This is a genomic window from Streptomyces sp. NBC_00683, from assembly GCF_036226745.1.
In the GTDB taxonomy this organism is placed as follows: domain Bacteria; phylum Actinomycetota; class Actinomycetes; order Streptomycetales; family Streptomycetaceae; genus Streptomyces.
In genome coordinates this window covers 8279485-8298839 of the sequence record NZ_CP109013.1, presented here as the reverse complement: position 1 = coordinate 8298839, position 19355 = coordinate 8279485, and the positions used below count along the sequence as shown (strand labels likewise).

General features: G+C 70.0%; 21 protein-coding genes. 12 read left to right on the top strand and 9 right to left on the bottom strand.

Annotated features, from left to right (window positions below; genetic code table 11):
- The first annotated feature begins 42 nt into the window (after nucleotides 1-42).
- Nucleotides 43-660, top strand: coding sequence for a CGNR zinc finger domain-containing protein (locus OG257_RS36050; RefSeq protein WP_329214498.1), 618 nt, complete (start codon nucleotides 43-45; stop codon nucleotides 658-660).
- Between the two features lie 22 nt (nucleotides 661-682).
- On the opposite strand, the gene OG257_RS36045 is transcribed toward OG257_RS36050, so the two are convergent.
- From OG257_RS36045 to OG257_RS36030, 4 genes are all read right to left on the bottom strand, one after another.
- Nucleotides 683-1099 (bottom strand): universal stress protein, encoded by a 417-nt coding sequence (locus tag OG257_RS36045; protein WP_329214496.1) that lies wholly within the window; start codon nucleotides 1097-1099, stop codon nucleotides 683-685.
- Nucleotides 1099-2595: an APC family permease gene (locus tag OG257_RS36040; protein WP_329214494.1), complete on the bottom strand. Its 1497-nt coding sequence runs from the start codon at nucleotides 2593-2595 to the stop codon at nucleotides 1099-1101. The genes OG257_RS36045 and OG257_RS36040 overlap by 1 nt, the downstream gene beginning before the upstream one ends.
- Nucleotides 2596-2723: 128 nt before the next feature.
- On the bottom strand, nucleotides 2724-3944 hold the full coding sequence (locus tag OG257_RS36035; RefSeq protein ID WP_329214492.1) for a saccharopine dehydrogenase family protein: 1221 nt from the start codon (nucleotides 3942-3944) through the stop codon (nucleotides 2724-2726).
- A gap of 161 nt (nucleotides 3945-4105) precedes the next feature.
- Nucleotides 4106-5203, bottom strand: a complete 1098-nt coding sequence (locus OG257_RS36030) for a hypothetical protein (RefSeq protein WP_329214490.1) — start codon at nucleotides 5201-5203, stop codon at nucleotides 4106-4108.
- Between the two features lie 264 nt (nucleotides 5204-5467).
- On the opposite strand from OG257_RS36030, the gene OG257_RS36025 reads away from it, so the two are divergent.
- The gene (locus tag OG257_RS36025) at nucleotides 5468-6898 is read left to right on the top strand and encodes a hypothetical protein (RefSeq protein WP_329215528.1); all 1431 of its coding nucleotides are present in this window, start codon (nucleotides 5468-5470) and stop codon (nucleotides 6896-6898) included.
- Between the two features lie 17 nt (nucleotides 6899-6915).
- Here OG257_RS36025 and OG257_RS36020 read toward each other — a convergent pair whose 3' ends face one another.
- Both OG257_RS36020 and OG257_RS36015 read right to left on the bottom strand, forming a co-directional pair.
- Nucleotides 6916-7341, bottom strand: a complete 426-nt coding sequence (locus OG257_RS36020; RefSeq protein WP_329214488.1) for an SRPBCC family protein — start codon at nucleotides 7339-7341, stop codon at nucleotides 6916-6918.
- Between the two features lie 31 nt (nucleotides 7342-7372).
- Nucleotides 7373-8383 (bottom strand): aldo/keto reductase, encoded by a 1011-nt coding sequence (locus OG257_RS36015; RefSeq protein ID WP_329214486.1) that lies wholly within the window; start codon nucleotides 8381-8383, stop codon nucleotides 7373-7375.
- Nucleotides 8384-8528: 145 nt separating this feature from the next.
- On the opposite strand from OG257_RS36015, the gene OG257_RS36010 reads away from it, so the two are divergent.
- From OG257_RS36010 to OG257_RS36000, 3 genes are all read left to right on the top strand, one after another.
- Nucleotides 8529-9476, top strand: a complete 948-nt coding sequence (locus OG257_RS36010; protein WP_329214484.1) for a LysR substrate-binding domain-containing protein — start codon at nucleotides 8529-8531, stop codon at nucleotides 9474-9476.
- A gap of 93 nt (nucleotides 9477-9569) precedes the next feature.
- Nucleotides 9570-10205, top strand: coding sequence for a dihydrofolate reductase family protein (locus tag OG257_RS36005; protein WP_329214482.1), 636 nt, complete (start codon nucleotides 9570-9572; stop codon nucleotides 10203-10205).
- Between the two features lie 29 nt (nucleotides 10206-10234).
- Nucleotides 10235-10729 carry a GNAT family N-acetyltransferase gene (locus OG257_RS36000; protein WP_329214480.1) on the top strand — a complete coding sequence of 165 codons (495 nt, stop codon included), beginning with the start codon at nucleotides 10235-10237 and terminating at the stop codon, nucleotides 10727-10729.
- A 62-nt stretch (nucleotides 10730-10791) separates the two neighbouring features.
- Here the strand turns inward: OG257_RS36000 and OG257_RS35995 are convergent, their stop codons facing one another.
- The gene (locus OG257_RS35995; protein ID WP_329214478.1) at nucleotides 10792-11616 is read right to left on the bottom strand and encodes a PepSY domain-containing protein; all 825 of its coding nucleotides are present in this window, start codon (nucleotides 11614-11616) and stop codon (nucleotides 10792-10794) included.
- 181 nt (nucleotides 11617-11797) lie between these two features.
- Between OG257_RS35995 and OG257_RS35990 the strand changes: the two genes are divergently transcribed.
- The gene (locus tag OG257_RS35990) at nucleotides 11798-13411 is read left to right on the top strand and encodes an MFS transporter (protein ID WP_329214476.1); all 1614 of its coding nucleotides are present in this window, start codon (nucleotides 11798-11800) and stop codon (nucleotides 13409-13411) included.
- A 101-nt stretch (nucleotides 13412-13512) separates the two neighbouring features.
- Here the strand turns inward: OG257_RS35990 and OG257_RS35985 are convergent, their stop codons facing one another.
- The gene (locus OG257_RS35985; protein ID WP_329214473.1) at nucleotides 13513-13767 is read right to left on the bottom strand and encodes a DUF5133 domain-containing protein; all 255 of its coding nucleotides are present in this window, start codon (nucleotides 13765-13767) and stop codon (nucleotides 13513-13515) included.
- 275 nt (nucleotides 13768-14042) lie between these two features.
- Here OG257_RS35985 and OG257_RS35980 point away from each other — a divergent pair, with 275 nt between their 5' ends.
- The 6 genes from OG257_RS35980 to OG257_RS35955 all read left to right on the top strand — a co-directional run bounded on the left by OG257_RS35980 (nucleotide 14043) and on the right by OG257_RS35955 (nucleotide 19039).
- Nucleotides 14043-14291: a DUF6296 family protein gene (locus OG257_RS35980; protein ID WP_329214471.1), complete on the top strand. Its 249-nt coding sequence runs from the start codon at nucleotides 14043-14045 to the stop codon at nucleotides 14289-14291.
- A gap of 149 nt (nucleotides 14292-14440) precedes the next feature.
- Nucleotides 14441-15202: a DeoR/GlpR family DNA-binding transcription regulator gene (locus tag OG257_RS35975; RefSeq protein WP_329215526.1), complete on the top strand. Its 762-nt coding sequence runs from the start codon at nucleotides 14441-14443 to the stop codon at nucleotides 15200-15202.
- Entirely contained in the window at nucleotides 15199-16146 is a 948-nt protein-coding gene (gene pfkB / locus OG257_RS35970) for a 1-phosphofructokinase (RefSeq protein WP_329214469.1), read from the top strand. Before OG257_RS35975 ends, pfkB begins: the two co-directional genes overlap by 4 nt.
- Nucleotides 16147-16248: 102 nt before the next feature.
- Nucleotides 16249-18276, top strand: coding sequence for a PTS fructose transporter subunit IIABC (locus OG257_RS35965; RefSeq protein ID WP_329214467.1), 2028 nt, complete (start codon nucleotides 16249-16251; stop codon nucleotides 18274-18276).
- 53 nt (nucleotides 18277-18329) lie between these two features.
- A complete protein-coding gene (locus tag OG257_RS35960; protein ID WP_329214465.1) occupies nucleotides 18330-18602 on the top strand; it encodes an HPr family phosphocarrier protein in 273 nt (90 codons plus the stop codon).
- An 11-nt stretch (nucleotides 18603-18613) separates the two neighbouring features.
- Nucleotides 18614-19039: a protein-tyrosine phosphatase family protein gene (locus OG257_RS35955; protein WP_329215524.1), complete on the top strand. Its 426-nt coding sequence runs from the start codon at nucleotides 18614-18616 to the stop codon at nucleotides 19037-19039.
- Nucleotides 19040-19049: 10 nt separating this feature from the next.
- Here the strand turns inward: OG257_RS35955 and OG257_RS35950 are convergent, their stop codons facing one another.
- Nucleotides 19050-19337: a hypothetical protein gene (locus OG257_RS35950; RefSeq protein WP_329214463.1), complete on the bottom strand. Its 288-nt coding sequence runs from the start codon at nucleotides 19335-19337 to the stop codon at nucleotides 19050-19052.
- Between the last annotated feature and the right edge of the window lie 18 nt (nucleotides 19338-19355).

Here is a 19355-nt window from a genome sequence, read left to right as displayed (position 1 = left end):
AAGTGGTTGACGACCGGTCACGGAAAGGACAGGGAAGCTCTCATGGAACGCTGGCTTGCGCTGGAACTGGCGAGCACGATTCGCCACGACGGAGACGGCGGCGTCACCGACGACCTCGCCACGGTCCGGGAGACGGCCCTCTGGATCCGCAGTCAGGGCGAACTGCTCGGCGGCCCCGTCCGGCCCGGCGAACTCGTGGTGGACGAGAACCTCAGGCTCGCGGTCATCGAACTGCGGCGGGCGGTCCGGGCCCTGTTCGCCCGCGTGGTCAGTCCCGCTCCCCCCAGCCCCGCGGACGCCCACCGGCTGATGCCTGCCGACCGGGCCATCGCCCATCTCAACACGGTCGCTGCCCGGGAACCGGTCGCTCCGCAGCTCGACTGGCCCCTCGAAGGAGCCCCCACCGCACGGCTGTTGTCGGCGGAGGACGACCCGTCCGTCCGGCTCGTCTCACAACTCGCCCGCGCCGCCATCGACTTCCTGAGCGGCCCCCGGCATGTGGAGCTCCGGGCCTGTACCGCACCCCGTTGCGTGCGCTACTTCGTCAAGAGCCACGGACGGCAGGAATGGTGCAAGCCGTCCTGCGGGAACCGTGCCCGTGCGGCACGCCATTACAGGCGGCAGCGCACCGACGGCGAGGCCGGCCCCGCGCTTCGCTGAGGGCTCCCCCGCCGGCTGCGGCTCATACCTCGGTCGGCACGCAGAGCACCGGTACCGTCGACAGGTGCAGGAGCTTGTGCGGGGTCGAGCCGAGCAGAGCGCCCCGCATGGGGCTCTCGCCCCAGCTGCCGACGACGATGACCCGCGCCCCGTGGCGTGAGGCGGCGTCGATCAGCGCCTGGGCCGGGTTCTTGTCGATGACCTCGACGGCGGCGGGTACGCCGGCCTCGTCGGCGGCCTCGACGGCATGCTCCAGGCCGGTACGCCCCGCCTGGCGGATGGCTTCGTAGTGGGACCTGTACTCCTCGCCGGTCGGGCCGGGAGGCGCCGCTCCGTAGACCAGGACGAGTCGCTCGCCGAACGCCGCGGCCACCTCGATCGCGATGCGCAGAGCGCGCGCGGCACCGGGCGACTCGTCGTACCCGAGAACCACCGACATCAGGTCTCCTTGCCGTGTACGAGGTCCGGGTCGACCACACTCCGCCGCTCGGTCCAGAAGGTGGCCGACCTGAGACGCCACACCACCATGATCACCACACCCAGCAGGCTGATGCCGATGCCGATGACGAGCGGCGGGCCGAGCCCGAACCACGAGGTTCCGGTGTAGGAGTTCTCCGGGTCCGCCATGTCGATCACCGACCGTACGAGCAGCCAGGTCAGCAGCCCTGCGCCGATCAGCGGGCCGAGGCCGATGAGGACGAGGTTGCGGAGGCTCTCCGTCAGGTGGCGGCGGTAGTAGATCACACAGGCCACACCCGTGAGTGCGTAGTAGAAGGCGATCAGCAGGGACAGGGCCGTCAGCGAGTCGAAGAGGGCGTTCTCACTGATCCGGTTGACGATGAGGTACCAGGCGATGGCGATGCCGGCCACCCACCAGGTGCTCACGTCAGGGGTGCGGAACCGGGGGTGGATACGCGCGAACTGTGCCGGCAGCGCGTGGCGGCGGGCCATCGACAGCGCTGTGCGCGATGCGGGGATGATGGTGGTCTGGGTCGAGGCCAGCGCGGACGTGGAGACCGCGAGCAGCACGATCCAGTCCCAGCCGCCCATCACCTCACCGGCGAGGAGGGCGAAGATGAACTCCTCCTCGTCGGCGTTGTCGGCGAGGTATGCCGTTCCGGCGAAGCCCACGACCGCGAAGCCGACGGACAGGTAGGTCACCAGCAGAATGACGGTGGACCAGACGCCGGCCTTGCCGGGAGCGGTGGCGGAGTCCTCGACTTCTTCGGTGAGGTTGACGGCCGACTCCCAGCCCCAGTAGATGAACACACCCAGGAGCAGCCCGCTGGTGAGCGCCGCGCCACCCGCCCCGAAGGGGTTGAGCCAATCGACCGAGGGTTTGACGGAATCGAAATCGGTCGTACCCGCGTAGACGCGGTAGAGCGCCACGATCACGAAGACCAGCAGGAAGGCCACCTGGGCCAGGATGAGAACGTTCTGGACCTTCGCCGAGAGTTCTGTGCCGATGACGCACAGACCCGTCATGACCAGGATCAGGATGACGGTGAGAAGCTGACGCACGAAGTCGTTCTCGACCCAGCTGTCGAGGCCGACGGCCATCAGGGCGAAGCTGACGGCGACGTCCGCCAGCGACCCGACCACCAGAACGCCGGTCATCGCGATGGCCCAGCCGCCGAGCCACCCGGTCCACGGCCCCATCGCGCGTGTCACCCACGAGAACGTGGTGCCGCAGTCCTGGTCCACCTTGTTGAGGTAGTAGAACGCCGAGGCGATCAACAGCATGGGCACGAAGGAGGCAAAGAGCACTCCGGGGGCGTAGATGCCCACGAGTGCCACGATCGGTCCGATGACGGCCGCCACGGAGTAGGCCGGGGAGGTGGCGTTCAATCCGATGACCAGCGCGTCGACGAAGCCGATCGCGTTCGGCTTCAAGGTCGCCTGCGGTGCTGGTGGTCCGGCCAGTTCCTCTGCCATGCTCCCTCGCTCCGTAACGGCCTGAAGAGAAGGGCGAATACGCCCCCTTCATGCTATTTGGGCGCCTTCGGGTGCGCCTCCCAGGCAGGGCAGGACACCGCCGTACGGGGCACGGGCGGGCGTAGCTGTCACTGTTCGCGCATGCGCCACGGTGCGCCGTACTCCGTCAGCAGATCGAGGAACGGCCGGGGAGGCAGTGCCTCCGGGCCGAGCACACCGCCTGCGTGCCAGGTGCCGCGCGCGATGAGTTCGAGAGCGGCGACGGGGTTGATCGCGGTCTGCCAGACCACGGCCTGGGAGCCGTACTCCCGCATGGACCACTGGTTGTCGACCACGTGGTAGAGGTAGACCTCTCTGGGCCGTCCGTCCTTGGTGCCCTTCACCCAGGTGCCCGCGCACGTCTTCCCGTGCATCCGCTCGCCGAGCCCGGCCGGGTCGGGGAGGCAGGCGGCGACGACATCACGGGGCGACACCTGGACCTCGCCCTTGTCGCTGTTCACGCGGACGGGCTCCGTACGGTCGAGGCCCAGTTTGTGCAGCGCGCGCAGCACCCCGATGAACTCGTCGCCCAGGCCGTACTTGAACGTGACCCGCCCGGCCTTCACATGGCGCGGTACGAGAAGCACCTCCTCGTGCTCGACATTGACGCACTCGACCGGCCCGATGCCTTCGGGGAAGTCGAAGAGCTCCGGTTCGCTGAAGGGCGCTGTCGTGAACCAGCCGCGCCCCTCCTCGTACACGACCGGCGGGTTCAGGCACTCCTCGATGGTCGTCCAGATACTGAAGGAGGGGGCGAAGTCGTAGCCCTCCACGACCAGATCGGCTCCGTCGCGGATGCCGATCTCCTCGATCTCGTCGAAGAGCTCGTCGGAGGCGTACCGGGCGAACACATCGGCGAGGCCGGGCTCCACGCCCATGCCCACGAGCGCGAGACGGCCCGCTTCCTCCCACTCCGCAGCCCGTTCGAACTGGGCGTCCCCCAGCTTGACGCCGCACTTCTCGTACGGACGGTCAGGGTGCGGCCGGGAAAGGGACATCGCCATGTCGAGGTAGTTCGCGCCGTGTGCCAGCGCCGCCTCGAACAGGGGCAGCACGAATCGGGGGTCGGTGGCGTTGAGCAGCACATCGCAGCGGTTCTCGCCGAGGGCGGCGCGCACCGCTGCGGGGTCCGAGGCGTCCAGCCGGACAGCGTTGAACCGGTGCCCGGTCTCCCCCAGGGCCGCGACGGCCTTCTCCGCACGCTCAAGGTCGTAGTCGGCGACCGTCATGTGCTCGAAGAAGGGCCGGCGGGCCGCGATCCTGGTGATCGCCGTGCCCACGCCTCCCGCTCCGACCAAGAGGACACGCATGGGTGCACCAACTCCTTCGCCGCGCCGCCGGCAGTGGGGGCGCCCGTGCCGGTCCCGTGGGCGAGGACGCTAACAGCCGTGCGGCCCGGCGGCGGGCACCGTTCGGACGATGTCCCGCGTCCGGCGGTATCCGTGTCGGGCCCCCACGGGGCGGCGCTGCGCTATGCCGGGCGCGCCCCAGTGGTGACCGGCGCCGTGGCGGCCGGGGAGCTCTGGGCTGCCCTGCCCGGGCGCAGGGTCCACGGCACGGGCTCGGTGTTCGTCAGCCATTCGTCGGCGATCAGCCGCCGGACGATGAGGATCCGCAGATCGCGTGGCTGCTTCTTCCAGCCCAGCCCCACACACAGCTGTTTCACGGACGGACCGTGCCCGTGTTCCGCGCGGAAGGCGGCGGCGAACTCTGCGGCGCGGGGACCGCAGTCGGGCTGGGAGTCCTTCCACACGCCGTAGGCCGTGCGCACGCTCTCCGGGATCTGGGCGGGAACGGCCTTGCGCATGAACGCCTCCGCCACCCTCACGGTGGCCATGTGGCAGCGCGGGCAGTGCTCGACGGCCTCGGCGTGCCGACGCAGTGCCACGCTCGCCTGCGCCTTCCACGCGTCCCAGCTCAGGGGTTCCTCAGCGGTCCTGTCGCGCGGGCGCGGCGGGTCGGGCAGCGCATGCATGCCCGAGAGGTGACGTACGGCGTCGGCCAGCAGGTACCGGTTTCCTTCCAGCTCCAGCAGGAAGCCCTTGGCGAGCAGTTCGGGCAGCGCCGCCCGGCACAGTACGGGGAGGTCGGCCGGCAGGGTCCCATGCCGTTCGGCCCGGGCGTGGGCCGCCAGGAACAGTGCGGCGAGGCGCGCAGCGGGCGACGTCTTCCTGGCAGGCTTCGCGGCCAGGGTGCGGGTGGTCCACCCGGACACCCGGGACCTCTTGTCCTTGCCGAAGGCCAGCCGCCGGTCCGAGGTGTCGGCGAGATCGGGCACGGCGATGGCCACGGGTGTGTCCGGACTGCCTCCGATCAGGTCGCCCCGCACCTGCCACCCCAGAGCGGCCACGGCGGTGACAGCGCTCTCCGCGTCGTCCAGGCGCAGCGACTTCAGATCCTGGCCGGTGAGGTTCCCGACTCCGCCCCGGGCGGCGCGGATGGCGACGACCACCGCGAGTAGCTGCGCATCACTGCTGCTCAGCGGCAGCGAACCCACATAGGTCAGGAGGCTGCGGGCGGCCTCTCCCTGCACAGCTGTCAGCAGGAAGGGCTTCGGAGTGCTCGTCACCACCGGCGCTGCCGAGACGTGGGGCGAGCTGGAAGAGGACTTGGGCACGACATGTACAACGCGCGGACAGCACCGAGGTCACCACCTCGTACTGCTGTGCGAGTTCACGGATCGAGGCGGCGGCCGGGCGCCCGACCCGAGAACGATATGAACGCAATGCCGCGACCCCTGGCCCCCTGAACTGGCGCGACTAGCATCGGCCGCCACGCAGCGGTGCGCCGAGCAGCCAGGAGGAAACACGTGGCCACGCTTTTGCCCCTTCGCATGAGGCCGGGTACGCGCAGACACCGAATCGCGGTGGTCGCGGGCGGCCTTGCGGGGATACTCGCGGCAGGCCTCATCGGCCCGCTTCAGCCCTCGGCAGCAGCCGGAACCCCGGGAGAGGTCTCCTGTCCCGCCGGTCTCACGGCCCGGGCGACGTGTTACTCGGGACAGGACTCCAACGGCGCCCACTACGCCGTCGCCGTTCCCCGTGACTGGAACGGGTCGTTGGTCATGCACGCCCACGGCGGACCCGACCTGGGCGAACAGTCGGACCCGCAGCGCAGTCTCGACGACCTCGAACGCTGGTCGGTCATGGTCGAGGAGGGCTACGCCTGGGCGGGATCGTCCTACCGCCGCGGCGGGTACGGAACGAGGATGGCGGCCGCGGACACGGAGAATCTCCGTCGTCTGTTCGTGGCGGAGTTCCGGCGACCGCGGACCACGCTGGTCCACGGCCAGTCCTGGGGCGGGAACGTGGCCGCGAAGGTCGTCGAGATCTACGGGGCGGGCAAGGACTCCCCCTACGACGGCGCCCTCCTCACCAACGGTGTGCTCGGCGGTGGCTCACGGGGCTACGACTACCGGGTGGACCTCCGTGCCGTCTACCAGTACTACTGCCGGAACCACCCGCGCCCGACGGAACCCCAGTACCCCCTCTGGATGGGGCTGCGGGACGGCTCGTCCATGACGTCCTCGGGTCTGCGCGCGCGGCTTCAGGAGTGCACGGGCTACGCCTCGCCGCCGGCGGACCGGACCCCTGTCCAGCAGCGCAATCTGGACGACATCCTGAGCGTCACGAAGATTCCTGAGCGGACTCTCGAGTCCCACCTGGGGTTCGCGACCTTCACCTTCAGGGACATCGTGCAACGCCTCGGCGGACGCAACCCGTTCGGGAACAGGAGCGTGCGCTATCGCGGCTCCCACGACGACAGGGCGCTCAACGCCGGTGTCGAGCGCTTCTCGGCGGACCCGTCGGCCCGGCGCGACCTGTCCTACGACAGCGATGTGACCGGCGCGGTCTCCGTCCCGGTGCTGACCATGCACGCGATCGACGACCCCACCGCCTTCGTCGAGCACGAAGCTGCGTACCGCGCCGCCCTGGAAGGTGCGGGCCGCGACCGCCATCTCGTCCAGACGTTCACTCAGGAGAGCGAGCACAGCGGGCTCAGTACCTCGGAGTACGCCAACGCCGTCTCGGCGCTGTCCCGATGGGTCCGCACGGGTGAGAGGCCCACGCCCGCCTCTGTCGCGGCGTCCTGCCCTTCCTTTGACGCCGTCCACGGGACCGGGTGCTTCCTGCGGCCCGGCTTCGTCCCTGCCGACTACTCGTCACGTGTCCTTCCGCGGCCCGGCGGACAGCACTGGCCTGCGCTGTCCGCCGCACGGGAGAGGGAGTGGAGCCGGGTGGAAGGCATCGGCATCGCGCCCTGAACCGCCCGGGCCGCCTGTCAGCCGGTCCGCGTGGTGAGCGTCCGGTTCAGTGCGGCGAGGCCGTCCGTGTAGATCTCCTGGAACAGGGCGACGGCCTCGTCCTCACCGACGCCGTCCGGGGTGAAGACGCCGGACCATTCCACCCGGGCTGCGTCCCGTCCGGGGACGCCGTGGACCGTGAGGGTCGAGCGGTATCCGGTCACGGGGAAAGGGGCCTGCAGAATGGAGTAGCTGTAGGTGCGGGCCGCGTTGTCGAAGGCTTCGAGGCGCTCGACGATGACGCCGCCGTCCTCGTTCCCGAGCCTCCGCACGCGTCCTCCCTCGCCGAGTTCGCTGGAGGGGATGTAGGGCAGCCAGTCCGGCAGCGAGCCGAAGCCGCCGATGAGCCGCCAGACACGTTCGGGCGACACGGGAATCTCGAGGGATGCGGTGGTGGTGGCCATGGGGAACTCCTGAAGGTCGGGCAGTCGGGTTTCAGACGGTGGGTACGGGCGCGTCCTGCGCTATGAGCCCCTGCTCGCGCAGGTCGGCCCAGAAAGCCGCCGGGATCGTCTCACCGAGAGCGGCGACGTCCTCCGCCGTGCGGCTGGGCTTCGTCGCGCCGGGGATCGCGGCGGCGGTCGCGGGATGCGCGAGGGAGAACTGCAGTGCGGCAGCCTTGATGCCGACGCCGTGCCGTTCGGCGAGCGCCTTGATGCGCCCGACCTTCTCGACGATCTCCGCGGGCGCCTTCTGGTACTCGAAGTGCGCTCCTCCGGCAAGGATTCCCGAGCTGTACGGGCCGCCGACCACGATGTCGACGCTCTGGGCGGCCGCGGCGGGCAGCAGACGCTGCAGAGCACGCTCGTGGTCGAGGAGGGTGTAACGGCCGGCGAGGAGGAAGGCGTCGGGCTTCGGCTCATCCAGGTCGAGGGTGAGTTCCAGGGGCTCGACCCGGTTCACGCCCAGTCCCCAGGCCTTGATGACACCCTCGTCACGCAGCTGCTGCAGGACACGGAAAGCGCCGGTGCGGGCCGTTTCGTAGGCGGCGAGCCACTCGTCCCCGTAGAAGTCCTGGGCCACGTCGTGCACCCACACGATGTCCAGGCGGTCGGTCCCGAGGCGCTTGAGGCTGTCCTCGATGGAGCGCAGGGTGGCGTCGGCGGTGTAGTCGTTGACCATCTTGTTGGGACGGCCGTGCTCGAACAGTCCCCCCTTCTCGCCGAGGTCGCGCGCGGCGGGGTCCTCCGTCTCGTCGAGGATGACGCGGCCGACCTTCGTACTCAGGACGTACTCGTCGCGCGGGTGTCCGGCCAGTACGCCGCCGAGGCGGATCTCGGACAGGCCCGCGCCGTAGAAGGGTGCGGTGTCGAAGTAGCGGATGCCCTGGTTCCAGGCGGCCTCGACGGTGGCTGCCGCCTCTTCCTCGGGGATGGCCCGGAACATGTTGCCGAGCGGCGCGGTACCGAAGCCGAGCACGCCGGGCAGGAGGGTCTTGATCGTCATGGGGGTTCCTTGCGATGCCTAGGGTGATAAATGCCGTTCCGAAAGCGAATGCGTCATGCATCCGTCTTGTGCTCCCGAGGTTAGGATCCAGGCATGAGACTGTCCAAGACTTACCTCGACTCACTTGAGTCCCCTGAGGTCCCACATGCTTGACCTGCGACTTCTTCACTACTTCGTGGCCGTCGCCGAGGAGGAGCACGTCGGTCGCGCCGCCGAGCGGCTGCACATCTCCCAGTCACCGCTCAGCCGCCAGATCGCACAGCTGGAGAAGAATCTGGGCCTCACCCTCTTCGAGCGCAGTCAGCAGCGGATCCGTCTGACCTCCGACGGCCGTGTCTTCCTGACCGAGGCCCGCGCCCTGCTGCGTCATGCGGACCGGCTGGAGAACCTCGGCCGGCGTCTCGGCCGGGGCGAGGAGGGCGGGCTGTGCATCGGGTACGTCGCCGACGCCATGCACACGGGCACCCTGCCCGCCGCTCTTCGGGCCCTGCGCGAGGAACGCCCCGGAATTCACGTCGCCCTGTACGACCAGGAGTCCGCCGAGCAGTTCGAGGGCCTGCGGCAGCGCAGCCTCGACATCGCACTGGTGCGCACTCCCCCGCCGGAGGACGACCCCGACCTGAGCGCCGCCGCACTGCTGCAGGATCCGCTGCTGCTCGCGCTGCCCGCGGATCATCCGCTGGCGGAGAAGGCCGAGTTGACGCCCGAGGACCTGACCGGGCAGCCCTGGATCGCGGTGGGCGACGCCCAGGACGCGACCTGGCGCGACTCGTTCCTCGCCTCGTGCGTCGCCTCCGGTTTCACTCCGGACATCCGCCTCGACGCCGCCGATCCGCTCACCGCACTGGGCCTCGTCGCGTCGAGCCTGGGCCTCGCGCTCGTGCAGAAGAGCATGGTGCGCGGCAGTACCGACGGAGTCGTGGTCCGAGAACTCCTCTGGTACGAACGCTCCGTCGGCCTGTGGGCCGCGTGGCACCGGATCGACCTCCGCCCCGTCGTCGCTTCGTTCCGCGAGACGGTCCTGGCCGGGCAGTACACAGCACAGCGTCGGCAGCCGGGCGGCGCAGGTGACGGCGGTGCGGCCGCGCGATGAGTTCGCGGGCCCCGAACGGTCTACCCCAGTAGCGAACGGATCAGGCGGCCCACCACGAAGGCGACGGAAGGTCGCCACCAGGAGGACAGAACAGTGACCACTCGTTCGGGCAAGGTGACCTGCGACCTCTCGGTCTCCGTCGACGGGTACTCGGCCGGGCTCGACCAGACCGAGCAGCGCCCGTTCGGCGACGACGCAGGCGACGGCTGGGGCGGCAGGCTGCACTCCTGGATGTTCGAAACCCCGGAGCAGCGGCAGGCCGAGCTCGACCGGCTGACGGCGTACGGCGCCTTCATCATGGGGCGCAACATGTTCGGCCCCGTACGCGGCGCGTGGGATCGGCAGTGGAAGGGCTGGTGGGGCGACAATCCGCCGTACCACGCGGCGGTCTTCGTGCTCACCCACCATCCGCGCGACCCGCAGCCGATGGAGGGCGGCACCACGTTCCACTTCGTCACCGACGGCATCGAGTCCGCGCTTCGGCAGGCCCGCGAGGCCGCCGGGAACCGCAACGTGTCGATCCACGGGGGCGCGACCACCATCAACCAGTACCTCGCCGCAGGATTGATCGATGAGCTGCGGCTGCACATCGTGCCGTTCACGCTCGGCGCCGGCACACGGCTGTTCGACGGGGTGCCGTCGCTGAATCTCGAGCAGGTGGAGTCGCGAGCGGCGAACTCGGTCACCCACGTGACCTATCGCGTACTGCCCCGAACCCCAGAACAGTGAGCGGGACGACGCCCCGATAACGTCCTCGCATGACTGTTCTTGAGCGTCTACGTCCCGATCACGCGCCGGCGCTGCTCGCCTTCGAGCTGGAGAACCGCACGTACTTCGCCGCCTCGATCCCGGACCGCGGCGACGCCTACTTCGCCGGGTTCGACACACGTCACCGCGAGCTGCTCGACGAACAGGCCGCGGGGCTGCATCACTTCCACATCATCGCGGACGGCGACGGCTCCGTGCTCGGCCGCGTCAACCTCGTCGATGTCGCGGACGGTTCGGCCGAACTCGGGTACCGGATCGCCGAGCGGGCAGCCGGACGGGGCCTGGCCACCTCGGCCGTCCGGCAGGTGTGCGCGCTGGCACTCGCCGAGTACGGCCTGAGTGTTCTGCGGGCGGAGACGACGCTGGACAACGCCGGTTCGCAGGCCGTGCTGGCCCGCAACGGGTTCGTCCGCGCCCGTGAGATAACCCTGGACGCACGCCCCGGGCTGAGCTTCACCCGGATTCTGACCGACGGCCCTCTCTGAGAACACATCGGTGGCGGACCGCTGTGCGGTCCGCCACCGATGCGGGTTCGGCCGTGTCGTGATCAGTCGTTGTCGACTTCCTCGGCGGTGATCTTTCCGGTCGCGGCGTCCACGTCGAAGGCGGTCCTGTTCCAGTCCTCGGTGACTACGTCGACCTGCCAGACAAGCGTCTGGCTGTCGTTCTCGTCCAGGTTGAGCGAGGTGACCGTGCCCTTCTGCTTGTCCGTGGCAACCTTGGCCGCCTGCTGCCAGGTCTGCTGAGCCTTGCTGACCCAGTCGGCCAGCTCCTGCTTCTCGGCGTCGCTCTGCTCGGCCTCCGTGACGGAGTCGATCACGTCTCCGGACACCGCGTCGATGCTCACCGTGTGTGCGGTTCCGTCCTCCTCCACGACTTCCGCGATCCACTTCGGGCCCGTGGAACTGCCGCTCGGGCTCGGGCTGCCCGTCGCACTGGGGCTCGCGCTGCCGTCGGGGCTGGGGCTGGCGCTTGCGCTCGCACTGGGGCTGGCGCTCTCTTCGTCGTCGTCCAGACCCTCGAGGTCGAGGTCGGTCAGCTTGCCGCCGGAAACCTCACCCACGGCCGTCGTGGCGGCCTTGTCGTAGGTGACCTTGACGGTCGAGAGGAGGTCCTTGCGCTCGGTCTGGTCCTCGGTCAGTTGCGCGGCCGTACCGGAGGGGCTGCCGGAGGGGCTCTTGTACGGGGTGGTCGTCTGCTTAGGAATGACCTTGGCAGCCTCTGAGGTCGCCGCGGCAGTTTCGTCACCGTTGTCCTGGCCGCATCCCGTCACCAGGGTGGCGGATGCAAGGACGGCGCACAGCGCGCCGACGACACGGAGCCGGCGGGTGCGCGTGGAAACGGTCTTGTTACGTCGGGGCTCAAATCTCATACCGCATGACTAGCCGCCCCGACGATCAGTCATGTTGTCCGACAGTCGGCTGTCACCCGATCGCCTGTGCGCCTCCGCCCATTCGCCGTGGTGGTGGCACCCGCCCGTCAGCCGTCGCCGGGCACCGCGCTGCGGGCCGTGCGGAATGCGCCGATGATCCTTCGCAAGCAGAATTCCGCGTATGACCACACCTCGTCCGGGGGACTCGACCGATCCGGCTCCCGCACAACCGGGAAGCGCGCCGCCGAACCAGACGCTGACCCTGACCGCGATGCTCTTCGCCGTCTCGATGACGTTCATCGACCAGACCGTCGTCTCCATCGCCGCCCCCGACATCGTCCGTGAACTCGGGCTGTCGGCATCCGGGATGCAGTGGGTCGTCAACGCGTACCTGCTGTCCCTGGCCGCGTTCTTCGCCCTCGGCGGAAGGCTCGCCGATGTCCTCGGGCACCGCCGGGTCATGCTGGCGGGCACGCTCATCTTCGTCGTCTCCTCCGCACTGTGCGGAGCGGTCCCTTCGGGGGACCTCGCCCAGACATGGCTCATCGTCTTCCGCGCCACACAGGGCTTCGGGGCGGCGCTGATGTTCCCCGCCGCCCTCGCCGTGGTCATCGCGGTGTTCCCGGTGGAACGGCGCGGCCGGGCTCTGGCCCTGTTCTTCGGCCTCTCCGGGGCACTCACGGCCGTCGGCCCGATCCTGGGCGGCTGGCTCACCTCCTGGACCTGGCGTTCGATCTTCTGGATCAACGTTCCGGTCGCTGTGATCGCCATCGTGCTGACGCTCATGGCCCGCATCCCGAACCGGCCGCGTCGCGAACCCGTCGATGTACCGGGGGCCGTCCTGATGGCAGCCGGTATGGGCCTGACGGTGCTCGGCTTCCAGCAGGCGGCCGGCTGGGGCTGGAGCAGTGCCGCCACGTGGGCGTGCATCGTCGGCGGCCTTGTCCTGCTCGCACTGTTCTGCCGGCTGGAACTGCGTACGCAGTATCCGCTCGTCAGGCTCCAGGTCTTCCGGGACCGTGCGTTCGCCGTGGACGCCGCGGTGCTGTTCTTCTCCATGCTGGCTTTCGTCCCGGTGTTCTTCTTCGCCTCCGTCTACGCACAGGTCTCGCTCAGCGCGTCACCCAATCAGGCGGCTCTCTACCTTCTGTATTTCTTCATCGGCTTCGCCATCGCGTCGCAGTGGGGCGGGCGCATCCTCGACCGCCGCGGTGCCCGGCCGGCGCTGAAGCTCGGCACGGCGCTGGGTGCCGTCGGTTTCGCCCTCTGGGCCGGGAAACTGACCACACTGTCGATGCACGACCAGTGGCTGTACGCGGCCATGGCCGGCGCGGGCATCGGCCTGCTGCTGGCGCCCGCCTCGACCGACGCCGTCAACCGGGCGATCGGCGCCTCGTACGGCGAGGTCACCGGGATCACGCAGACGATCCGGAACTTCGCGGCGAGCGTCGGCCTGGCCGTGTTCGGCACCGTCCTCACCCATGTCACCACCAACCGCGTACATACGACGCTGCGCTCCGCGGGACTGTCGGACGCGGCGGCACAGGACGCTGCCCACGGCGTCGCCGAGGCCGTCACGGGCAACGGTGACGCGCGGCAGCCGTCCGGCGAGGGAAGGATCGCCGAGGTGATGCGGGACTCCATGGACGCCATCCGCATGGACTTCGCACAGGCCAATCAGTGGGTGTTCTACTGCATGGCCGGCGCCCTGGCCGTCGCGTTCGTGTGTGCGCTCTGCCACCCGGGTACGCGGGTCGTGTCCGGCTCCGAGAAGCCCGCCGACCGGTCCGTGTGAAGGTCTCCGCACAGCCGGACCCGGCGCGGAACACGGCAGAACGCGACGGATGACGCCGGTTCACGGGAACCGGCGTCATCCGTGCGGACTCTGTGCGGGCGTCAGGCGGTCAGTTGTACCTCGGACGGTCCCGCCGCCGAGAGCACCGATGCCGCGGACGGGACGGCACGCAACTGGGCCTCCGCCGCGGTCAGGGCGTCCGCCACGGTCCGGGTTCCGGTGGTCACGCAGAGGGTGTAGGAGATGTCCTCGAGATGGCGGTTGCTCTCGGAAGTCCCCAGCCGTGCGTGGGCGCGTCGCAGTGTCTCGTAGCGCTTGACGAGATTCCGCAGCGTTGCGGGATTGGCCATCAGCACGGCAGTTCCTCTCCACAGGGCGGCCGGGAGCACATGGCCCCGCGCCGACGAATTCCGATCGCGCCGGCAGTACGCCTGGCGATACGGGCGGCCGTGCGAAGTGTCAGCACGCATCCGATCCCTTGCAGATGATGGTCACCCCGGCTCACCGAATCCGCATCCGGAATAACGGAGGGTCACTCCGCGGCCGGCTCCTGAAGCGCCGGGCGCGCCGGTGGGAAACAATGGAGGTGACAGGTGTCCGGTTTCTGCCGGTGCCCGGTCGGGAGGCCCTCATGGATTACCCGGAGAGTTACGAGCTGATATTCCAGGCGACCGGTGCCACGGACGATGTGGTCGTCGTCCGCCTCACGGCCCGGTCGGGAGCGGGCGGTTACCCGGTCTACGCGGACGAGACGGGAATCGTGCGCGCCGAGATCAGCGAGCGGGGCGAGGTCCGCATGGTGGCAAGCGGCGGACATCAGGTTCTCGGTGTGCCGCTGCTCGCCCGGCCCCTGACCCATGGGGCCCCTCGCACCGACTGAGCGCCCCTGAGTGCCCCTCCTCCCCGCTCCCGTTCGCCTCGAAGTCCGTTCATGCCCACACCTCGCCCGAATGTGTTTACTTTCCCGAGGTGCGACCGTAGTCTGCTGGTAAAACCACAGACTCGGGCATGAAACGGATACGAAACCACATGTACGCACCGGAGCGGCAGCAAGAGATCCTCCGTCTGGCGAGCGAGAGCGGCCGGGTCGATGTGCTGTCCCTCGCCGAGGAGTTCCAGGTCACCGCCGAGACCGTTCGGCGTGACCTCAAGGCTCTGGACAGGGCGGGGCTCCTGCGCAGGGTGCACGGCGGTGCCATTCCTGCCGGGAGGCTCGGTTTCGAGCCCGGCCTCGCGGAGCGCGACACGGTGGCCGCCGACGAGAAGGACCGCATCGCCGCAGCCGCGCTGGGGGAACTCCCCGCCGACGGCAACGTGATCATCGATGCGGGGACGACGACCGTCAGACTGGCCGCCGTGGTCCCGCTCGACTCCACTCTCACCGTGGTCACCCACGCGCTGCCCGTTGCCGCCCGCCTCGCCGACCATCCCGGAATCTCGCTGCACCTGGTCGGCGGCCGGGTGCGCCACCGCACCCGCGCCGCGGTCGACGCCTGGGCGCTGAGCGCGTACAGCGAGATCAACGCCGATGTCGTCTTCCTCGCCACCAACGGCTTCTCCGCCGGGGGCGGCCTGACGACCCCCGACCTCGCCGAGGCGGCGGTGAAGCGCGCGGTGATCGCCGCGGCCCGCCGCGTGGTGCTCCTCGCCGACTCGGGCAAGTTCGGCCAGGAGCATTTCGCGCGCTTCGGCGACCTCTCCCATGTCGACCTGCTCATCACCGACACCGGGCTCAGCCCCGAAGACGCCCGGGACATCGAGAGCCGGGGCACGGAAGTAGTACGCGCATGATCCTGACCGTCACCCCCAATCCGAGCCTGGACCGCACGTACGAGCTGCCCGGACTGAGCCGCGGAGCCGTCCTGCGGGCCACCTCCGACCGTGTCGATCCCGGCGGCAAGGGAGTCAACGTCTCCCGCGCGGTCGCTGCCGCCGGTCACCGCACGGCTGCCGTCGCGCCGTTGGGCGGGCCGGAGGGCGCCCTGCTGGCCCGGCTCCTCGGCGAGCACGGCATCGAGGCCGTCGGCGTCCCGATCGACGGCAGCACCCGTGTCAACATCACGCTCGTCGAGCCCGACGGCACACTCACCAAGGTCAACGCGGCGGGACCCGAGATCACGTCGGCCGAGGCGGAACGTCTGCTCGACACGGTACGGACGCGGTCCGCGGACGCGGACTGGATCGCCTGCTGCGGCAGCCTGCCGCGCGGACTTCCCCCCGAGTGGTACGCCGAACTGGTGGCCCGCAGCCACCGCGCCGGCACCCGGATCGCCCTCGACACCTCCGGCGAGGCGCTGGTCGCCGCACTGCGGGAACGGCCTGATGTGATCAAGCCGAACGCCGAGGAACTCGCGGAGGCTGTCGGCCGTCCGCTGTCGACGGTCGGTGATGCCCTCAAGGCCGCGCAGGAGTTGTGCGAGCTCGGGGCACGTTCCGTCCTGGCCAGTCTGGGTGCGGACGGACAGCTGCTGGTGGAGAGCTCCGGCGCGTACTTCGGCTGCGCCCCGGTGGCTTCCGTCCGCAGCAACGTCGGCGCGGGAGATGCCTCCCTCGCGGGCTTCCTGGCCGCCGACGGAACGGGTCCGTCGGCACTCGCCGCCGCGGTGGCGCACGGTGCCGCGGCCGTGCAACTGCCGGGGAGCGCCATGCCTGCCCCGGCCGATCTCGATCTGTCCGCGGTCGTCACGACCGCGGACATCCCTGTGGATCTCCCTCTGACCGAACCGGCCCCATGACCGGCGCAACCCCGCCCACCCGTTCAACGCCCACCCGTTCAACGCCCAGCCCCACGTCCCCCGAGCCGTCCACAGGGCGGTCCACGAGCAAGGAGCCCCGCGATGAGTGAGCTGATCACCGCGGAACTGGTCGACCTCGATCTGTCCGCCGAGACGAAGAGTGCCGCCGCCCGTTCACTGGCCGAACGGATGGTGGCAGCCGGCCGCGTGAGCGACCTGGACGGCTTTCTTGCCGACGTGGCGGCCCGTGAGGCCCAGATGCCGACCGGTCTGGACGGCGGCATCGGCATTCCGCACTGTCGCAGTGAGCACGTCACCGAGCCTTCGCTGGCCTTCGGCCGCAGTGCGCGGGGCATCGACTTCGGCGCCGCTGACGGTCCTGCGGATCTGGTCTTCCTCATAGCAGCGCCGGCCGGTGCGGACGAGGACCACCTCACCATCCTGTCGGGCCTGGCACGACGGCTGACGGACCCCGATTTCACCGGCGCGCTGCGTGCCGAGCGGGATCCTGGCGCGGCAGCCGCTCTGATCCGCGGCGAACGGCTCCCCGCGGACGCGACAGACGCGGGGCACGCGGGAGACGCGGGGCACGGCGTCCCGGAACCGTCCGGCGCGGGGGCAGCGCCCGGTGACGAGCAGGAGGAGCCGTTCCGGATCGTCGCCGTCACGTCCTGCCCCACCGGTATCGCGCACACGTACATGGCCGCCGAGTCGCTGGAGGCCGCCGCGCTCGCCGACGGTGTCGTCCTCAGTGTCGAGACGCAGGGCTCCGCCGGGTTCGAGCGGCTGGACCCGGCCGTCATCGCCGCGGCGGACGCGGTCATCTGGGCACATGACGTCGAAGTGCGCGAGAAGGCGCGGTTCGGCGGCAAGCCGGTTGTCGACGTCGGGGTGAAGGCCGGGATCAACCGGCCCGCCGAACTCATCGCCGAGGCCCGGCGCAAGGCCGGCCGCGGCGAGGTCAGCGGCACGTCCGACGCGGCCGAGGACGCAGCGGGTACGGACGGCACCGGCGCCTCCCACGGGGCTTCCGCCCACGTCGGTGTCCGGCTGCGGACCTACCTGATGTCCGGGGTCAGTTACATGGTTCCGTTCGTCGCGGCCGGCGGGCTCCTCATCGCCCTGTCGTTCGCGATCGGCGGCTACGAGATCGCGAACGCCGCTTCGGTCGCCGACCACTTCGTCTGGGGCGAGGCCGACAGCTGGGCCGCCCTGCTCAACCAGATCGGCACCGCCGCGTTCGGCTTCCTGGTTCCCGTGCTGGCCGGGTACATCGCGTACGGGATGGCGGACCGGCCTGCGCTCGTCCCCGGTTTCGTCGGCGGCGCCATCGCGCTCACGGTCGACGCGGGCTTCCTGGGCGGTCTGGTCGCCGGGCTCCTCGCCGGTGCCGTCGTGATGGCGATCCAGCGGATGAAGGTCCACCGCACCCTGCGGGGCATCATGCCGGTGCTGGTGATCCCCCTGATCGCATCCGTGGCGGTCGGGTTCCTGATGTTCATCGTGGTCGGGAAGCCGATCGCCTCGCTCCAGCAGGCCCTCACGGACTGGCTGAACGGCCTCTCGGGCTCCAACGCCGTCATCCTGGGCGTCGTCCTCGGCCTGATGATGTGCTTCGACATGGGCGGCCCGCTCAACAAGGTGGCGTACGCCTTCGCGGTCGGCGGCCTGGCCGATCCGACGCCCGGCAGCCTCAAGGTGATGGCCGCGGTGATGGCGGCCGGCATGGTGCCGCCGCTGGCCATGGCACTCGCCACCACCGTACGCCGCAGGCTGTTCACCCGGGCCGAGCAGGAGAACGGCAGGGCCGCATGGGTCCTCGGCGCCTCCTTCATCAGCGAGGGTGCGATCCCGTTCGCCGCGGCCGATCCCTTGCGGGTGATCCCGTCGGTGATGGCCGGCGGGGCCGTCACCGGGGCGCTGTCGATGGCGTTCGGCTGCACGCTCCGCGCCCCGCACGGCGGTGTCTTCGTCGTCCCCCTGATCGGCCAGCCGTTCCTCTACCTGCTGGCGATCGCAGCGGGGACGGCGGTGGCCACCACTCTGGTCGTCACCCTCAAGGGCATGCGGCGCAGCCCGGAGGAGGCCGCGCCGACGGCGGACCGGCCCAAGATCCCCGTGGCTGCCTGACAGCTCACCCGTACCGGAACCTGTAGACCGATTCGTCCCTCAGGAGGGAATCCATGTACCAGCGCACCGTCTCCGTCGGCTCCCGCGGCGGCCTGCACGCCCGTCCGGCCTCGCTGTTCGTCCAGACGGCCACGCGCCAGCCGGTCAGGGTGACCGTCGCACGCGACGGCAGTGATCCGGTCGACGCTCGCAGCATGCTCTCGGTGCTCGCCCTGGCGGCCCGGCACGGCGATACGCTGGTGCTGTCCGCCGCCGGTGCGGGGGCACAGGAGGCAGTCGAGGAACTGGCTGCCCTGCTGGCGCAGGACCTCGACGCGAAGGCGTGATCGTGACGGAGATGTGGGATCCGGAAGGTACGGGCGTGATCGCCCTTCCCTCGGGGCGGCTGGTCCGCGGCCGCGGGCTGCGGCGCCCGCTTCCCGATGGTCCCGAGCCCACCTTCGCGGTCCATCTGCTCGGCAGGCGACCGCCTCCGGAGGCCTGGGAGTCGCGGTGGCTGCGCTGGCCCGACTTCCGGCTTCCCGCGGACCGGGAAGAGGCCCGGAGCGTGCTCGCCGAGGTATGGCAGCGAGCGGCTGCGGACCGGGTGGAAGTCGCCTGCGGAGGTGGCCGGGGACGGACCGGTACCGCCCTTGCCTGTCTGGCGGTCCTCGACGGAGTGCCGGCGGACGAGGCGGTCGCCTTCGTCCGCCGGCACTATCACCCGGGGGCTGTGGAGACTCCCTGGCAGCGCCGGTTCGTACGACGCTTCGGGGAGCGGTGAGCGGCGCGGATCACTCCGCGGCGCCCGAAACCGGAACCGTCGCTCCGTCTCCGGCGCGTACCGCCTCGACGATCTGCTGATGGAAGTATCGGCTGGCTTCTTCGGAGGGGCACGGCACAGGACTGCCAACCAGCGTGAACCAGTCCGAGGCGCCGCTGTACTGCACGGCCACCTCTGCCTGCCCGTCGGACCATGTCGTGTGTACGGTCAGATCACCGCTCACGACGCCTACCTCTTCGGTGCGAACTCCGCCGGATCCCGCGAAGACACCGCAGGTAGTCCACGATGCCCAGTTCATGACGCGTCGCCTTTCGGG